Source organism: Rhizobium sp. HT1-10 (genome assembly GCF_049472505.1).
In the GTDB taxonomy this organism is placed as follows: Bacteria; Pseudomonadota; Alphaproteobacteria; order Rhizobiales; family Rhizobiaceae; genus Rhizobium.
Map to the genome: position 1 here is coordinate 116,213 of NZ_JBCEBQ010000007.1, position 16,843 is coordinate 133,055.

16 protein-coding genes are annotated in these 16,843 nt (G+C 63.5%); 6 read left to right on the plus strand and 10 right to left on the minus strand.

All coding sequences use genetic code 11. From position 1 onward, the window contains the following. Positions 1 to 13: 13 nt before the first annotated feature. From VH564_RS17815 to minC, 4 genes are all read right to left on the minus strand, one after another. Positions 14 to 403 carry a RidA family protein gene (locus VH564_RS17815; RefSeq protein WP_423341199.1) on the minus strand — a complete coding sequence of 130 codons (390 nt, stop codon included), beginning with the start codon at positions 401 to 403 and terminating at the stop codon, positions 14 to 16. A 76-nt stretch (positions 404 to 479) separates the two neighbouring features. Next, entirely contained in the window at positions 480 to 740 is a 261-nt protein-coding gene (gene minE, locus VH564_RS17820) for a cell division topological specificity factor MinE (protein ID WP_423341200.1), read from the minus strand. Next, positions 737 to 1,552 carry a septum site-determining protein MinD gene (gene minD / locus VH564_RS17825; protein ID WP_423341201.1) on the minus strand — a complete coding sequence of 272 codons (816 nt, stop codon included), beginning with the start codon at positions 1,550 to 1,552 and terminating at the stop codon, positions 737 to 739. Before minD ends, minE begins: the two co-directional genes overlap by 4 nt. A 33-nt stretch (positions 1,553 to 1,585) precedes the next feature. After that, entirely contained in the window at positions 1,586 to 2,308 is a 723-nt protein-coding gene (gene minC, locus VH564_RS17830) for a septum site-determining protein MinC (protein WP_423341202.1), read from the minus strand. 304 nt (positions 2,309 to 2,612) lie between these two features. Between minC and VH564_RS17835 the strand changes: the two genes are divergently transcribed. Together VH564_RS17835 and VH564_RS17840 are read left to right on the plus strand one after the other, a co-directional pair. Then, the gene (locus VH564_RS17835) at positions 2,613 to 3,344 is read left to right on the plus strand and encodes an SDR family NAD(P)-dependent oxidoreductase (RefSeq protein ID WP_423341203.1); all 732 of its coding nucleotides are present in this window, start codon (positions 2,613 to 2,615) and stop codon (positions 3,342 to 3,344) included. 79 nt (positions 3,345 to 3,423) lie between these two features. Beyond that, positions 3,424 to 3,639, plus strand: a complete 216-nt coding sequence (locus VH564_RS17840) for a hypothetical protein (RefSeq protein WP_423341204.1) — start codon at positions 3,424 to 3,426, stop codon at positions 3,637 to 3,639. 80 nt (positions 3,640 to 3,719) lie between these two features. Here VH564_RS17840 and VH564_RS17845 read toward each other — a convergent pair whose 3' ends face one another. Together VH564_RS17845 and VH564_RS17850 are read right to left on the minus strand one after the other, a co-directional pair. After that, the gene (locus tag VH564_RS17845) at positions 3,720 to 4,427 is read right to left on the minus strand and encodes a cell wall hydrolase (protein WP_423341205.1); all 708 of its coding nucleotides are present in this window, start codon (positions 4,425 to 4,427) and stop codon (positions 3,720 to 3,722) included. A 342-nt stretch (positions 4,428 to 4,769) separates the two neighbouring features. After that, complete coding sequence (locus VH564_RS17850; protein WP_423341206.1) at positions 4,770 to 5,342, minus strand: tyrosine phosphatase family protein; 573 nt, start codon at positions 5,340 to 5,342, stop codon at positions 4,770 to 4,772. A 338-nt stretch (positions 5,343 to 5,680) separates the two neighbouring features. Between VH564_RS17850 and VH564_RS17855 the strand changes: the two genes are divergently transcribed. Continuing rightward, the gene (locus tag VH564_RS17855; protein ID WP_423341207.1) at positions 5,681 to 6,652 is read left to right on the plus strand and encodes a DMT family transporter; all 972 of its coding nucleotides are present in this window, start codon (positions 5,681 to 5,683) and stop codon (positions 6,650 to 6,652) included. 18 nt (positions 6,653 to 6,670) lie between these two features. Here VH564_RS17855 and VH564_RS17860 read toward each other — a convergent pair whose 3' ends face one another. The 4 genes from VH564_RS17860 to VH564_RS17875 form a co-directional block, all read right to left on the minus strand. Next, positions 6,671 to 7,651 (minus strand): YihY/virulence factor BrkB family protein, encoded by a 981-nt coding sequence (locus VH564_RS17860; protein WP_423341371.1) that lies wholly within the window; start codon positions 7,649 to 7,651, stop codon positions 6,671 to 6,673. An 86-nt stretch (positions 7,652 to 7,737) separates the two neighbouring features. Then, the gene (gene htpG / locus VH564_RS17865; RefSeq protein ID WP_423341208.1) at positions 7,738 to 9,660 is read right to left on the minus strand and encodes a molecular chaperone HtpG; all 1,923 of its coding nucleotides are present in this window, start codon (positions 9,658 to 9,660) and stop codon (positions 7,738 to 7,740) included. Positions 9,661 to 10,354: 694 nt separating this feature from the next. Then, a complete protein-coding gene (locus VH564_RS17870; RefSeq protein ID WP_423341209.1) occupies positions 10,355 to 10,645 on the minus strand; it encodes a GIY-YIG nuclease family protein in 291 nt (96 codons plus the stop codon). Positions 10,646 to 10,980: 335 nt separating this feature from the next. Then, complete coding sequence (locus VH564_RS17875; RefSeq protein WP_423341210.1) at positions 10,981 to 12,054, minus strand: GlxA family transcriptional regulator; 1,074 nt, start codon at positions 12,052 to 12,054, stop codon at positions 10,981 to 10,983. 101 nt (positions 12,055 to 12,155) lie between these two features. On the opposite strand from VH564_RS17875, the gene VH564_RS17880 reads away from it, so the two are divergent. From VH564_RS17880 to VH564_RS17890, 3 genes are all read left to right on the plus strand, one after another. After that, positions 12,156 to 13,058 carry a 3-keto-5-aminohexanoate cleavage protein gene (locus VH564_RS17880; RefSeq protein ID WP_423341211.1) on the plus strand — a complete coding sequence of 301 codons (903 nt, stop codon included), beginning with the start codon at positions 12,156 to 12,158 and terminating at the stop codon, positions 13,056 to 13,058. Between the two features lie 292 nt (positions 13,059 to 13,350). Then, entirely contained in the window at positions 13,351 to 14,847 is a 1,497-nt protein-coding gene (locus VH564_RS17885; protein ID WP_423341212.1) for a carnitine 3-dehydrogenase, read from the plus strand. 391 nt (positions 14,848 to 15,238) lie between these two features. Further along, positions 15,239 to 16,828: an ABC transporter substrate-binding protein gene (locus VH564_RS17890; protein ID WP_423341213.1), complete on the plus strand. Its 1,590-nt coding sequence runs from the start codon at positions 15,239 to 15,241 to the stop codon at positions 16,826 to 16,828. The last annotated feature ends 15 nt before the right edge of the window (positions 16,829 to 16,843 follow it).

A 16,843-nucleotide genomic window follows, 5' to 3' on the forward strand; every position in this document is an offset into this window, starting at 1 on the left:
CTGCCGGGCGCGCTCAAAATACTTTGGCCGCGGTCACTTCGACTTCCACCAGAAATTCCGGCCGCGTGAAGCCGCCGACGATAATCAGCGTCGAGACCGGCTTCGGCTCGCGCGTGAAACGGTCGCGCACCGCCATGTAGGGCGCAAAATCCTCGCGGCGGGTCACGAAGCCCGAAATCCGGATGACATCGGAAAAGTCCATCCCGACCTCGGCGAGAATGGCCTCGATCGCCTGGAAGCAGAGCTCGGCCTGGGCCGTCACGCCTTCCGGGATCGTGTCGTCCACCGCAATGCCGAGCTGGCCTGACGTCACCAGCAGCGACGCACCGGGCGGCACCATGAGGCCGTGATTGTAGTGGCCGAAGGGTTTGCGCACCGAGGGGGGATTGAACGTTGTCGCCATGGGAAATCCCGGGAAATGTCGTGCAGGGCGTTGGATGGCAAAGGGCACGACCGTTGCCGGCTGTGCCCCCGATTTTTTAGGCCGCCATCAGATCGGCGTTGAGCGGCAGTTCGACGTCGATCTCCAGCGTCGAGACGAATTCGGACCGCTCGATCTTCACCTGCACCTTGTCGTTGTCGAGCTGCACATGCTTGGCGATGACCGCGAGAATTTCTTCCCGGAGCAGCGTGATGAGGTCCGAGCCGGAGGACGAGCGTTCGTGGGCGAGGAGCAGTTGCAGACGTTCCCGAGCCGCCGGGGCCGTTCTCTGCCGGTTGAAGAATTTGAAAATGTTCATGCTGCTCTCCGGCCGAAAAGCTTGTCAAAGATGTTGCGCTTGTCGCTGGGCAGCGCGATGGGCAGGGCTTCGCCGGCAAGACGACGGGCCGCCTCGAAATAGGCCATGGCGGCGGCACTGCGGCTGTCGGCGATGGTGACGGGGGCACCGATGTTGGAAGCGCGCAGCACGTCCATGCTTTCCGGAATGATGCCGAGCAGCGGGATGGAGAGGATCTCCAGCACGTCGTCGACCTTGAGCATGTCGCCGCGGTCGGCGCGGTTGGAATCGTAGCGGGTCAGGAGCAGGTGCTTTTCCATCCGCTCGCCGCGTTCCGCCTTGGCGGTCTTGGAATCAAGCAAGCCGATGATGCGATCGGAATCGCGAACCGACGAGACTTCCGGATTGGTGACGACGACGGCGACGTCGGCATGGCGCATGGCGAGCGTCGCGCCGCGCTCGATACCGGCCGGGCTGTCGCAGATGATCCAGTCGAAGTGGCGCTTCAGGTCGTTGATGACGCGCTCGACGCCCTCTTCCGTGAGGTTGTCCTTGTCGCGGGTCTGCGAGGCCGGCAGCAGGAACAGGGTTTCCAGCCGCTTGTCGCGGATCAGCGCCTGGGTGAGCTTGGCATCGCCCTGGATGACGTTGATCAGGTCATAGACGACCCGGCGCTCTGCGCCCATGATGAGGTCGAGATTTCTGAGGCCGACGTCGAAATCGACGACGACGACTTTCTCGCCGCGCTGTGCCAGCGCTGCGCCAAGTGCTGCAGTCGACGTGGTCTTGCCAACTCCGCCCTTGCCTGATGTTACGACGACGACTTTCCCCATCTCGCTCTCCTTCTGTCCCTGCCAGCTTGCGGCTTAATTCAGTTTTTCTGCCATGATCGTGTCGTCCTCGAGCCAGAGTTGCACGGCCTGCCCGTGAAGCTCTGGCGCGAGGTCTTCCGCCATCTTGTAGATCCCGTCGATCGCGACCAGTTCGGCCTCGAGCTTCCGGCAAAAGATCCGCGCGGAAGCATTTCCGACCGAGCCCGCCATGACGCGGCCTCTGAGCGCGCCGTAGATATGCACGGAGCCGCCGGCGACGATTTCGGCGCCCGAAGCGACCGATCCGATGATGGTGACGTCGCCTTCCGGAAACATCACCGATTGTCCCGAGCGCACCGGTTCGCGGATGATCAGCGATTGTGTCACCGGCCTTGGCTCGGCGACCACAGGCTTGCTCGGCTCCTCGACGCTTGCCTCTTTCGAGGAAACCTCGAAATCGGCGACCGGTCGACCGCCCTTCAGCGCCGGCGGCATGCCGGGACCGAGGATCGACGGGCGTCCGCCCTCGATGCCCATGATGCTGACATTGCGCGTCGACAGTTCGGCGATCAGCTCTTTCAGCTGTGCCCGGTCGATCGGCAGGTCCGTGACATCGAGCACCACCGGACGGCCGAGAAAGAAGCCCGCCGAACGCCTGGCGAGGTCGTCCAGCCTGATCAACCAGTCGTCAAACGGGAGATCGGGGGATAACATCACCGCCAGAAAGGAGCGGCCCTTGATGCGTATCGAGCGGGCGTCTGTTAGCACTTTGGTCATCTTCGTGAAGAATTCGTTGCCGAGATTTACGGCTGATTTGGTTAACAGAAAGTTAATTTGCCCCTAAATGAGATGAACGGACAACGAAATTTCGCTGCCTGATGCAGGAAGGCAAGCCACCGGAAAATTGCGGCGTCGGATGTGGGCTGCCGTATTCCTCGAGATCGGCGGAACTGCTTGCAAACGCCGCCGATGTCCCGCATCAAAAGACCAAGGCCCGGTCGTGCGCGGCAGGCTGAGCGCCAGTCGCTTGAAGACTTCGGCAGGCACGAACGGCGTCATCAACGCTTGGGGATGGAATGAAATGGCTAGAAATATCATGCTGTTGACCGGCGCAAGCCGCGGGATCGGACATGCCACCGTCAAATTCTTCACGGAAAAGGGCTGGCAGATCCTGACGGTGTCACGGCAATCCTCCGAGGACTGCCCCTGGCCGGCGGCGCGCGAAAGTCACATCCAGGCGGACCTTTCCGATCTCGACCAGATCGAGCGGTTGGCCGCCACCGTTCGGGAGCGGTTGCCGGACGGCGCGCTGCATGCACTGGTTAACAATGCCGGCATATCGCCGAAAGGGCCCGACCAATCGAGGCTCGGCGTCAGCGCCACCGATGCGACGACCTGGACGAAGGTGATGAACGTCAATCTCATCTCGATCGCGCTTTTGGCGCGCGAGCTGCGCCCGGAGCTGCAGCAGGCCAAGGGGTCCATCGTCAACGTGACGTCGATCGCCGGATCGCGGGTCCACCCCTTCGCCGGCGTCGCCTATGCCGCGTCGAAGGCCGGACTGGCATCTCTGACCCGTGAGCTGGCCCATGAATTCGCACCGATGGGCATCCGTGCCAACGCCATCGCGCCGGGCGAGATCGCAACCTCGATGCTCTCTCCGGGCACCGACGATATCGTCCGGCGGGATGTGCCGATGGGGCGGCTGGGGTCGCCGATGGAGGTGGCGGAGACGATCCATTTCCTCTGCACCGCCGCATCGTCCTATATCAACGGCGCCGAAATCCACATCAGCGGCGGCCAGCACGTCTGACCCATGCGCGCCTCTTAGGCATTTCCGAAACTGGCACGCGCAGGTCGACAAGCCACTCCTGCCGCACTAGGTTCTCACCATGCAAAAATTTACAGTGACGATCACCCGGAAGATTGAAGCCGACAGCGCCGACGAAGCTGCCCTGCTGGTGTACCAGGAATTGACCAAGGAGCCGGCGCCGCTGCGTTACGCGGTGCGGGACGAGCAGGACGTTATGACGGATGTGACGCTGGAACGGCAGGCGGCCGAGGAGTTCGCCGAGATCGATCACACGGCCGACCCCGGAAACTGGTAGCCAGCGTCATCTTCATGGGGTGCAACAGGTGAAACGCAGCGCCTTTGCCGGCGCTGTCGTTAACCGCTGTCACGCGGTCCTTAATTGAGCGGCGCGTAAACCGTCGCGAAATCGGGGCGTTCGGTGGGGATGACGACCTTTGTCGGCGGCATCGCATAGGCTGTCTCGGTGGGCGCGATCGACGCGGGCGTCAGAGCCGGGGCCGGCGTGAAGGCCGGAACCGGGCCTGTTTCGGGCAGCAGGTGGTTGAACTGCGGCGTCGAGATCTGCTCGGAGGCCGGCTGCGAGCCGACGTAGTTCATGGCGACTTCATAGGCCGGCAGCGGCGGCGGCGTCTGCAGCGTGCCGTCCTGCGAGCGCTTCTCGTAGAAGGCATTGCCGCCGGCGACAGCGACGTAGTGCATGTTGCCGTAAGGGTATTTCAGGCCTTCCGTATGGAAGAACATCGCGCTTTCGAGGGCCGGATGGCGCTGGCCGTGCAGAATGGCATCGGCGGCCGCATCGAGCGTCGGCTCGGACTGCTCTGCGATACGCACTTTCATCACACCCGGCGCGAACTGCTTTTCCTGGCCGACGACGCCGCAGATGGTTTTCGGATAGGCTGGAGAGGTCAGGCGATTGGCGACGACGGTGCCGACGGCAAGATAGCCGTCCGGGTCGGAATGCAGCGATTCCGCATACATCGCCCGCTTCAGGCATTCCCGGTCTTCGCGGGTGTAGTTGTAGGTGACCTTCACGCCGCTGGCGGTCTTGGTACGGGTAACTGGCTTCGTTTCCGGCTTAGGCATGGTCGTGCACCCTGCCATGGTCAGTCCGACAACAAAAATCCCCACGAAGGATTTCATCCAATCACTATGCGTCCGCAACGGCAGGTGCCTCCTTTTTGGCTGGCCCATACTTGTATCGACGCAACGTCTTAACAAAATCTTTGCGTATTCCAAATTCCTTTTTTGCGCGACGACGATTCTCGGATTTTTCTTCCGGTTTTCCGGGCTTTTCACCGTGCGGAAACTGCGCGCCAAAAAGGTTGCAGCAGTCGATTCGAAGCAAGAATCGTCGCCGAGTCACCTCGGCGAACCCTGTAGCCGGCGATCTTCCCGGACAGGAAAATCGCCGCATCGGGCGGCGGATCATTCCGCCATGTCGACCTCGCGCTGGCGGCCGAGAGTCGTCATCCAGGTGCCGACTTCAGGCGTTTCCCGCAGCTGGATGCCGTAGTGGCGGCGCAGGGCGGCCGTCAGCTTGCCGTCGCGGTCGAGCTGCTCGTCGGCATATTTGATCATCAGCGAATTCGGCCAGGCCTGCGGGCGGATGCGGCGGAGCGTTTCGAAGACGTGGTCCTCGTTTTCTTCCGGATGCGCCTGCGCCATGATCGCCACCATCGCAGCCGTCGAGCGCGAGACGCCCATGTGGCAATGGACCAGAAGCGAGCCGAACGAATTGCTCTCGGTTTCGACGAGATGGCCGAATTCCAGGATGGACTTCATGTGCGACTTTTCCGGCAGCACCATGCCCGGCTTCGGCGCGATGATGTCATGCATCTTCAGCACCAGGCGGCGCGTGCTGCCATAGGCCTCAAAGTGCTCTAGCTCCGGAAGCTCCGGGTCGACGAGCGACAGAACATGCGTGATCCCATGGCCGGAGCGCCCCGACAGCTCGTCGATGCCGCAGATATAGCGCTTCGGAAGATTCAACGTTTTCATGGTCAGTTCCTTTTCTGTCGGGGCGACGTTCCGGAAGGTTTCACCAGTTGCACCCATATACTTAGGCCAGTTTTTCGCCGCCGCCGACCCCCCTTTTTCAAAGATTTTGACAATAGCGTCGCCAAGATTCCGGGAATGGCCGGAGACGGGTCGCAGCGTCACACAAAGCGCAAACTGTGGCTGATAAAGGAGGCGACCTGTCGGGCGGAATCTGGCATTGATTCCTCCAGCAAATCACCGAAACCGGCGCGCGCGGAACTCCCGTCCGCCGCGCTTCATTCTTCCGGCTCCCGCGCAGTCGCCGTGAGCCTTCGCAAGTCAATCACAGATCTGGAATCATGACGGCACCCTATTCTCCCCTCCGCGGCGTGCTCGTCGCCTTCGCAGCCTATGCCGTGTTTGCCTTCAGCGATGCGTCGATCAAGATCCTGCACGGCGCCCTGCCGTCCTATCAGGTGACCTTCATCGGCGCGCTGTTCGGGCTGGCGGCCCTGCCCTTCCTGAAGACCAAAAACGACACCTGGTCGGATATCGTCAAGACGTCCAACCGCCCGCTGTGGATGCTGCGCTTCGTCTGCGGCGCCATCGGGGCGATCTGCTCGGTCGTCGCCTTCACCAAGCTGCCGATGGCCGAAGCCTTCGCGCTCCTGTTCCTGCTGCCGTCCTTCGTCACCATTCTGTCGGTGATCTTCCTCAAGGAGGATGTCCGCTGGCAGCGCTGGACGGCTGTGACGATCGGTTTCGTCGGCGTGCTGATCGTGCTGCGTCCGGGCTTTCGCGAATTGTCGGTGGGCCATCTCTGCGCCGCCCTCGGCGGCCTTTCCGCTGCCATCTCGATCGTCATCTTCCGGGCGATGGGGCCGACCGAGAAGCGGCTGTCGCTCTATGGCGCGGCGCTGTTCGGCGTACTGATCATCAGCGGCCTGCTGATGCTCACCGAGATGGCAGTGCCGACGCCGCGGCAATGGCTGTTCCTCACCAGCTACGGCCTGCTCGGCACCGCCGGCAACGTGCTGATGATGAATGCCGCCAAGATGGCGCCGGCAAGCCTGGTGGCGCCGCCGCAGTACAGCCAGATGATCTGGGCGATCCTGTTCGGCTACCTGATCTTCGAGGACCACATCGACGCGCCAATGGCGGTCGGCATCGTGCTGATCATCTTCTCCGGCCTGCTGACGCTGATGCGCGAGCGCAAGCGCCACACACCGCTGCCGACGGCGGTCGCCTCCGCCGACAGCCAGGCCGCGTTGGTGACGCTGGAGGACCCGGGCGATCCGGCATCAAAGGAAGTGCGGGCCGAAAATCGCTGAGCCCTGCGGCAGTCCGCCTCAGTCGGCGGTCTTGCCGACGGTATCGGCGACATAGGCGCCGCGCTCTCCCATCGGGCGCGGCGGGCCGGTGGTCGAATCCTTGCGCGTCTGGTGCTCCAGCTCGGCGTTGATCTCGGCCCCGACGATGATGATGATCACCGAGATCCAGATCCAGACCATAAAGCCGATCAGCGCACCGAGCGTGCCATAGGTGGCGTTGTAGTTGGCGAAATTGTCGAGATAGTAGGAAAACACGAAGGACGACAGCAACCAGCACAGGGTGCTGAAGACGGCGCCCCAGCTCAGCCAGACGAACTTTGCCCGCTCGCGGCTCGGGCCATAATGATAGAGCAGCACGATGCCGGTCATCACCAGCGCCAGGATGATCGGCCAGCGCCCGATCCGCGTCAAAAGGTCCGTCCACTCGCCGAGCCAGAAATAGGCAAGGATGGCCGGAATGACGCCGATGGCGAAAATCAGCACCACGGCGAAGATCAGAAGGCCGAAGGTGAAGCCGAGCGACAAAAGGTTGAACTCGACGATGCCGCGCTTTTCCTCCTCGCCATAGGCGACGTTCATCGCATCGCAGAGCGCCTTGACGCCGTTGTTGGCGCTCCAGATGGCGATGACGAGACCGGTGATGAAGCCGAGGCTGAGCGCACCCGGCTTCTGCTGCGTCAGTGCGGTCAACTGCGACAGGATGAGATCGAACGAGCCGCGCGGAAAGATCTGCGAGAGAAAGCCGATATGGGTGGCAATCGTCGTCGGATCGGCGACGAAGCCGTAAAGCGAGACCAGCGCGCCCATCGCCGGAAACAACGCGAGCAGCAGGTAATAGGTGACGCCAGCGGCAATCAGCGTCACCCGGTCTTCCATCACCTCGGCAACGACGCGGAACAGCACGTCCTTCAGACCCTTCGGCGGAATCTCGTGCGGCGCCTCGGCCTCCCGTCCCCGTCCCGCCTCTTCCGAGGCAGGACCCTTCGTCAAAGCCGCCATACCGTCCACTTCGCTCACGCCCGTCGATCTCCTGTTCTTCAGGCGATCTAGGGCTTGCACGGCATTCGTCTAGTCGCTGACGGCGCTTACGACTTCAACGCCCGTTCCAGCACCCGCGACAGCCGGTCTGAGAAGGCGCGCGGGTCCTCCGGCTTGTCTCCGTCGAGGATGCGGGCCTGGTCGAGCAGCAGCTGTACGGCGTCCGTCTGGAAGGCGCCGTCCTTGCCCGCCGTGCCGGCAAGCGCCGTGATCAGCGCGTGGTCCGGATTGATCTCGAGCACCGGCTTGGCGGCGGCATCCAGCCTGCCGCCGGCCTGCAGGATCTTCTCCAGCTGGCGGTCGGGGCCGTGCTCCGGCGCCACGAGGCAGACGGCGCTCTCGGTCAGGCGGTCGGAGGCGCGCACGTCGGACAGCGCCTCGCCGAGCGTTGTCCTGGCAAAGGCGATGAAGTCGCTGACGAGCTGCGACGTCTCGGGCTTCGGCTGCGTATCGCCGTCGGTTTTCTTGATGTCGGCAAGGTCTGCCGTCCCCTGCGACACGGACTTGAAGCTCTTGCCGTCGAAATCGGGCGCATTGGTCACCCAGAAGCTGTCGACCGGATCGGTCAAAAGCAGCACCTCGACGCCGCGGGCGCGGAACCCTTCGATATGTGGCGATGCAGCCAGCTGTGCGAGATTGCCGCCGGCGAGATAATAGATCGCCGTCTGGCCTTCCTTCATGTCCTTGACGTAGTCGGCAAGCGACCGGTAGCCATCGCCCGACGCCGTGCTCTTGAAGCGCGACAGCGCCATCAGCTGGGCGCGGCGCTCATAGTCCTCGTAGATGCCTTCCTTCAGCACCGTGCCAAACGCTTCCCATACCTTGACGAAGGCGTCGTTGTCGCTGTCGGCCAGCTTTTCGAGGCTGGTGAGGATGCGGCTGGTCAGCCCCTTGCGGATGGCGGCGAGAATCGGGCTCTGCTGGATCATCTCGCGCGAGACGTTGAGCGGCAGGTCCGACGTATCGACGAGGCCGCGCACGAAGCGCAGGTAGCGCGGCAGCAGGTCGGCATCGTCGGTGATGAAGACGCGCTTGACGTAGAGCTTGATGCGGCCCTTGCGGTCGGGATCGAAGAGGTCGAAGGGCTGCGCGCTCGGCACGAAGGCAAGCCCGGTATATTCATGGCGACCCTCGGCGCGGAAATGCACCGTCACGGCCGGCTCGTCGAACTGGCCGGAGAGGCCCCGGTAGAAATCGGTGTATTCTTCCGTCGTGATGTCGTTCTTCGACTTGGTCCAGAGCGCCGAGCCGTCGGCGATCTGCTTGGGCTCCTCGCCCGGCTTCTCGACGATCTCGATCGGCACAGGCACATGGCCGGACTGTTCCTTGACGATGCGCTCGACGGTCCAGCGCGACGCATAGCTCTTGGCGTCTTCCATCAGCGCCAGCGTGATGCGGGTGCCGCGGGCCGGCGCCTGCTCGAGCGGCACGGACGCAATCGTGTATGCGCCCTTGCCATCCGACGACCACATCCAGGCTTCATTCGATCCGGCGCGGCGCGAGACGACGTCGACGCGGTCGGCAACCATGAAGGCGGAGTAGAAGCCGATGCCGAACTGGCCGATCAGCTGCGCGCCGTCCTTGCCCTTGGCAGCCTCGACCATTTCCATGAAGGCGCGGGTGCCGGAGCGGGCAATGGTGCCGAGCGCCTCGATCATGTCGTCGCGGCTCATGCCGATGCCGTTGTCCTCGAGCACGAAGCCGAGGTTCTCCTCGTCGAGCGAAAGCCGGATGCGCGAGGACGGGTCGCCGCCGAGCAGCTCGGGCGCGGCGATGGCCTCATAGCGCAGCTTCTCGCAGGCGTCGGCGGCATTCGAGATCAGCTCGCGCAGGAACACGTCCTTGTCGGAGTAGATCGAGTGCACCATCAGGTGCAGAAGCCGCGATACATCGGCTTCGAAGGCGTGATTTTCCACAGGGGTTTCAACGGCAGTCGTCATGGCGATCTCTTCAGGCGTTGTCGATGTCATTGGGGCCCCTGACTTGGCAAAGGTTCGGGCGGAATTCAAGAGGCGAGGCAACCGAGGCCCGAAGTTATCCCACACGCCGGACCGGCGCGCCCGCAGCAGCCACGGCTTCTCCTCCGCGCGGCCGGTCTGGTCCGTGTTTTGCGCAGAATTGGTCGGCCGGGGCACATCGAGTGCCTGATGATTTTAGTTTAGATGACACGCGAAGTGCCCCGTTCGGCAGTTTTCATCCGCAACTCCGGATCCTCTGTGTCCGACCCAGGTCCCATCAGGGAAAAGCTGCCGGATTATGCCACACAGGCACGCCGAGCCTTGGGGCTCGAAGGGATCCATTTTCTGCGGAGCCCTGAAACGATCGCCTGCGTCGACAGCAACCCCTCCAAGAACCGGCTCCGCCTCGCCGACAACGCAGACCGGTGTATCCGAGGGCGGAACGGGGACAGTATAGGCGCGTCCGGCGATGTGGGGATGAATATTTGTGATTTTCATTGATTCCATTGGAAAATCCCAACGGTTTTTCCCCCAGGCTGCCGCAAGCGACGCTGTGCCAACCGACCGGCACCCCGCAGCACCCACGGTGGTTCATCTGTCGCGCGCGGGGCACACCCGACCACCCTCATTCCTGTGCTCGTCACAGGAATGAGGGAGGTCTGGGCCAATATCCGTTGCCATCGCCTTTGTGCCGGATGTTGGCTGGCTACAGGCCGTGGAGATAGTGGGCGATGTCTTCCCAGTCCGGGTTGCTCGCCTCGATCAAGTTGAGCTTCCACTGCCTCTGCCACTTCTTCATCGTCTTTTCGCGTGTGATGGCCGTTGTCAGCAGATCGTGTTCTTCGAACCAGACAAGCGTCTTGACGCTGTATCGCGATGTGAAGCCGGGCGTCAGTCCATTCTGATGGTCAAAGAGCCGGCCGGGCAGATCCCGCGTCACGCCGATGTAAAGCGTGCCGTTGCGCTCCGATGCCAGAATGTAGACGTAGCCTTTCATGGCGGGATGATTGCGCGACCGGGTGGCGACTGCAATCAGGATTTGTTTTTTGGCAGTCGTTGCGTGCGTAAGGGCCCGCGCTTCCCTCATTCCTGTGCTTGTCACAGGAATCCAGCCGCCCAAGTCTTTGGGCGAAAGACTCCTTCCACGACGCAGAGTCCTCTCACGGCGCGGACGCGCCGTGGCTGGATTCCTGTGACGAGCACAGGAATGAGGGTGGGTGGGGCGGAATGCGGGGATCAAGGTCGAGGAATGAGGGGGGATCGAGGAAGGGCTTCTGTCGGAGGTTGCTTGCGGTCCCGTTCAGGCGGGTGTCGGCGGCCAGGAGTTCGCGGTCAGCCCCGACTGCCGATGCGCTGGCGGGTTTCGGAGGGGCTTTCTCCGAATTGGGCCCGGTAGCTGCGGGAAAAGGCGGAGGCGGAGTTGAAGCCGGTGGCGGCTGCGATGTCGGCGAAGGTGGCTGACGTCTCGATCACCTTGCGGCGGGCGGCGTTCAGCCGGAGTGCGAGATAGTGGACGTGCGGGGCGACGCCGACGCTGGCGCGGAACAGCGACTGCAGGTGACGGGCGCTAAGGCCCGCCCGTCGCGCCAGACGGGCGAGCGGCATCGGCTGCTCGACACTCGCCTCCATCAGCCGCACCGCCTGGGCCACGCGCGGATCGCCCAAGCGCTGGGCCGCTGCTGATGGCAGGATCTCGCTGCGCCCGCCGGCCTGGTCGTGCCTGCCTGCCGGTTCGTACCCACCGGCCTGTGTATACTTTCCAGCCTGTCTATGCCCGCCGTCGTGTGTATCCCCGCTGGCCTGTTTGGACCCTCCCCCCTGTTCGTAAATGAACAGCCGCGTCACCTCCAGCGCCAGGGAATAGCCCTGTCGCCGGCGGATGATTTCCAGCATCAGGTCGAGCGTCGGCAGCGAGCCGCCCGTGGTGATGCGCTTGCCGTCGATGACGAAGCGGTCGCGCACCATCCGTACCTGCGGATAGGCGGCGGCGAAGTCGTCGAAATCTTCCCAGTGGGTGGTGGCGGCGAACTCGTCGAGGAGGCTGGCTTCCGCCAGCAGCCAGGTGCCGGATTCGATCCCGGCGATGACGCTGCGGTGGCGGGCGGTCTGGGACAGCTGCATCTTCAAGGCCGGCGTGGCGCTGCGCCGCCAGTTATAGGCGCCTAGCACGAACAGTGGCGTGGTTTCCCGGCCGGGCCGAAAGGCGGCGTCGACGGGGATCGGAATGTTGCTGGTGGTCTGCACCGGGGCGCCATCCGGGGTGAACAGCCGCCAGCGGTAGATCTCGCTGCCGGCGATGCGGTTGGCACCGCGCAGGGGCTCGATGACCGAGGCAATCAGGATGAGATTGGTCTCCGGCAGAATCAGCAGGTCGATATCGAGGCGGCCATTCGAGGCGGTCAGCATGGGGAGTGTGTCCGTTTCCGATAATGTATAGGCGAGATCCGAAAATGCAAAGCATTCCGGCCGATCATGCCGCGTAATCCGGGCAACCGATGGAGACCCCAATGCCTCTTGCCATGAATCGCGATGTGTTCATCACCTGTGCCGTCACCGGCGCCGGCGACACCACCTCCAAGTCCGTGCACGTGCCGATCACGCCGAAGCAGATCGCCACATCCGCCATCGATGCGGCCAAAGCCGGCGCTGCCATCGTCCACTGCCACGTCCGCGACCCCGAGACCGGCGCCGGCAGCCGCCGCCTGGACCTCTACCGGGAGGTCACCGACCGTATCCGCGCCTCCGAGGTCGACGTGGTGCTCAATCTCACCGCCGGCATGGGCGGCGACCTGATTTTCGGCGACGTCGAGAACCCGTTGCCGCTGAACCCTGCAGGCACCGACATGGGCGGCGCCACCGACCGCGTGGCCCACGTCGCCGAGTGCCTGCCGGAGATCTGCACGCTCGATTGCGGCACGATGAATTTCTCGCTCGGCGATTATGTCATGACCAACACGCCGGGCATGTTGCGGGCGATGGCGAAGAAGATGACCGATCTCGGCGTGCGCCCCGAGATCGAGGCCTTCGACACCGGCCATCTCTGGTTTGCCAAGCAACTGGTCGAGGAAGGGCTGATCGAAGACCCGGTGCTGATCCAGCTCTGCATGGGCATTCCCTGGGGCGCGCCCGACGATCTCAACACCTTCATGGCGATGGTCAACAACGTGCCGCCCGGCTGGACCTTCTCGGCCTTCTCGATCGGCCGCAACGCCATGGCCTACCCGGCTGCAGCAGTGCTCGCCGGCGGCAATGTGCGCGTCGGGCTGGAGGACAATCTCTACGTCGGCAAGGGCAAGCTCGCCACCAATGCGCAGCTGGTGGAAAAGGCGGTGACGGTCGTCGAGGGCATGGGCGGGCGGATCATCGGGCCGGATGAGGTGCGAAAGAAGTTGAGGCTGACGAAGCGGTGATGGGGGGCGTTTCTGATCTCCCCCCCTTGTGGGGGAGATGTCGGCAGAGCCGACAGAGGGGGGTGCCCGCCACGAACGCCGGGTTTGCAGCATCACCCCCTCTTTCACCTTAGCTTGAGAGGTAGATGCGAGCCCCCTCATCCGGCCTTCGGCCACCTTCTCCCCGTGGGGAGAAGGGGAAGGGGGCGAGGCCTCCCTCTCCTCGTTTGGGCTCGTCTTAGCGATGAAGAGAGGGGTGGCTGCAGGCACGGAAGGGCCGGATGAGGGAACTTAGACCATGGCAGGAACGACAATGAGCAAAATCCAGAAAGCAGCCTGCATTGGCGGGGGGGTGATCGGCGGGGGGTGGATTGCGCGCTTTCTGCTGGCGGGCATCGACGTGAAGGTGTTCGATCCGCATCCGGAATCTCGGAGGGTCGTCGGCGAGGTCGTCGCCAATGCGGAACGGGCCTATGCCATGTTGACGGGCGCGCCGCTGCCGGTGCGGGGCAGGCTGATTTTCGCGGATAGCCTCGAGGAGGCGGTGGCGGATGCGGACTGGATCCAGGAAAGCGTGCCGGAACGGCTGGAGCTGAAGCGCGGCGTGCTCAATTTGATCGATGCCGCAGCACGGCCGGAGGCGCTGATCGGCTCCTCGACTTCGGGCCTGCTGCCGACTGAGCTGCAGCGCGACATGCGTCATCCGGAGCGGCTGTTCGTCGCCCATCCCTACAATCCGGTCTATCTGCTGCCGCTGGTCGAGATCGTCGGGGGGAGCAAGACCTCGGCGGCCACCATTCGGGCGGCGATCGACAGGCTGGCGCCTATCGGCATGAAGGGCGTCCATATCGCCCGCGAGATCGAGGCCTTCGTCGGCGACCGGCTGCTGGAGGCGCTGTGGCGCGAGGCGCTGTGGCTGATCAAGGACGACATCTGCACGGTCGAGACGCTGGATGATGTCATCCGCTATTCCTTTGGATTGCGCTGGGCGCAGATGGGGCTGTTCGAGACCTATCGCATCGCCGGCGGCGAGGCCGGTATGCGGCATTTCCTCGCCCAGTTCGGTCCCTGCCTCGCCTGGCCCTGGACCAAGCTCACCGATGTCGTCGATCTCGACGACGCGCTGGTGGAAAAGATCGGCCGGCAATCGGACGAACAGGCCGCCGGCCGCTCGATCCGCGAGCTGGAGCGCATCCGCGACGAAAACCTCGTCGGCATCCTGCAGACGCTGAAGGGCAGCGACGGCGGCAAGGGCTGGGGGGCCGGCAAGCTCCTGAAGGCGTTCGAGGACGGCCTCTGGGCCGAGGGCGGCAGGCGCGACGCGCTGCACGACACGGCGCGGCCGCTCAAACTGGTGGAGACCAAGGTCAGCCCGGCCTGGGTCGACTACAACGGCCACATGACCGAGCACCGCTACCTGCAGGTGTTCGGCGATACCTCCGATGCGCTGCTGCGGCTCGTCGGCGTCGACCTCGCCTATGTCCGCGACGGCCACAGCTATTACACCGTCGAGACCCATATCCGGCATCTCGGCGAAGCCAAGCTCGGCCAGGCGATCCATGCGACCTGCCAGATTCTCTCCGCCGACGACAAGCGGCTGCAGGTGTTCCACACGATCCACGACAGCGACACGGGCGCAGCGCTTGCCACCGCCGAACAGATGCTGCTGCATGTGGATTCCAAGGCCGGCAAGGCGACGCCGGCGCCGGAAAAGATCCTGACGAAGGTGATGGCCATTGCTGAAGCCCATGCGACGCTGCCTCAGCCCGAGGGAACGGGACGGCATGTCGGACAGAAACGCGAGGGGTAGGATGGGCATGATGGGAGACGGCGCGAGGCACTGGCCGCGCTCCAGATTGGCGGCTGCGGAACGGATCGGCGGATCGGCGGAAATGCCGGTCCGCATCGTCGCATCTGTGGCAGATTTTGTCGCATTCCACCGGTGCAATCGGAGCCGATGACGCCATTACTGCATGCTGAGGTCACGGGAAAACAATAGGCTGCCGGCAGCTTAAGGCACCAGGGAAAGGCGGGCGTCAACGACGGATAAATTGCGGGAGACTGGCAGGGGAGATCGATCAAGGCTTTGAATTGGCTGATATCTCTCTATAGTCGCCGCCACAGGATCGGACCGGGAAGTCAAAGCCGAAAACGGCAGCCGGGATACGAGGGCAATAACAACCAGAGAAGAGGAACAGGGAATGAGCGAGTTTACCAAATATCTGAGCGGCCGGGTCACGGCCGGTGGCATGAATCGCCGCGAATTCATGGGCCGCGCCTTGGCGGCCGGCGTCACGCTGGCTGCCGCCGACGCGATGTTTGCCACAAGCGCCATGGCGCAGACGCCGAAAAAGGGCGGTCATCTGAAGCTCGGCCTCGAGGGCGGCTCGTCGACCGACAGCATCGATCCGGCCTCTGCCACCTCGCAGGTCATGTTCGTCGCCGTGCGCACCTGGGGCGACACGCTGGTCGAAACCCATCCGCAGACGCGCAAGCCGCTGCCGTCGCTGGCCGAATCCTGGACCTCGTCTCCCGACGCGAAGATCTGGACTTTCAAGATCCGCAAGGGTGTCAAGTTCCATGACGGCAAGGAAATGACCATCGACGACGTCGTCGCCACGCTGCATCGCCACTCTGACGAAAAGTCGAAGTCCGGCGCGCTCGGCATGATGAAGTCGCTGACCAAGATCGAGAACCAGAACGGCGATCTCGTCATCACCCTCGACCAGGGCAATGCCGACATGCCGGCACTCCTCACCGACTACCACCTCGTCATCCAGCCGAACGGCGGCATGGACAATCCGACGGCGGCAATCGGCACCGGCGCCTATAAGGTCGCCAACTTCCAGGCCGGCGTGCGCATGACCTTCGAGAAGAACCCGAACGACTGGCGCGCCGACCGCGGCTATGTCGACAGCGTCGAGCTGATCACCATGAACGACGCCACGGCCCGCGTCGCCGCCCTCACCTCCGGCCAAGTGCACTGCATCAACCGCGTCGATCCGAAGACGGTCAACCTGTTGAAGCGCGCCCCCAACGTCCAGCTGCTGACCACGGCCGGCGGCGGCCATTATGTCTTCATCATGCACTGCGACACCGCGCCGTTTGACAACAACGACCTGCGTCTTGCCCTGAAATATGCCATCGACCGCGAGGAAATGGTCAAGCGCATCCTCGGCGGCTACGGTTCGCTCGGCAACGACTTCCCGATCAACAGCACCTATGCCCTGTTCCCCGATGGCATCGAGCAGCGCAAGTACGATCCGGACAAGGCGAAGTTCCACTACAAGAAGTCGGGCCATGACGGCTCGATCCTGATGCGCACCTCCGAGGTCGCCTTCCCCGGCGCCGTCGATGCCTCCGTGCTGTTCCAGCAGAGCGCCAAGAAGGCCGGCATCAACCTCGAGATCAAGCGCGAGCCCGCCGACGGTTACTGGACCAATGTCTGGAACAAGCAGCCGTTCAGCGCCTCCTACTGGGGCAGCCGCGCGACGCAGGACCAGTTCTATTCCGGCGCCTACCTGTCGAGCGCGGACTGGAACGACACCCGCTTCAAGCGCCCCGATTTCGACAAGCTGCTGATTTCGGCCCGCGCCGAACTGGACGAGACCAAGCGCAAGGATCTCTATCGCCAGATGGCGATGATGGTCCGCGACGAGGGCGGCACCATCCTGCCGATGTTCAACGACTTCGTGAACGCCGGTTCGAAGAAGCTGATGAACTACGTTCAGGACATCGGCAACGACCTGTCGAACGGCTATGTCGCCACCCGCGTCTGGCTCGACGCCTGAGACTGAACCGGGCGA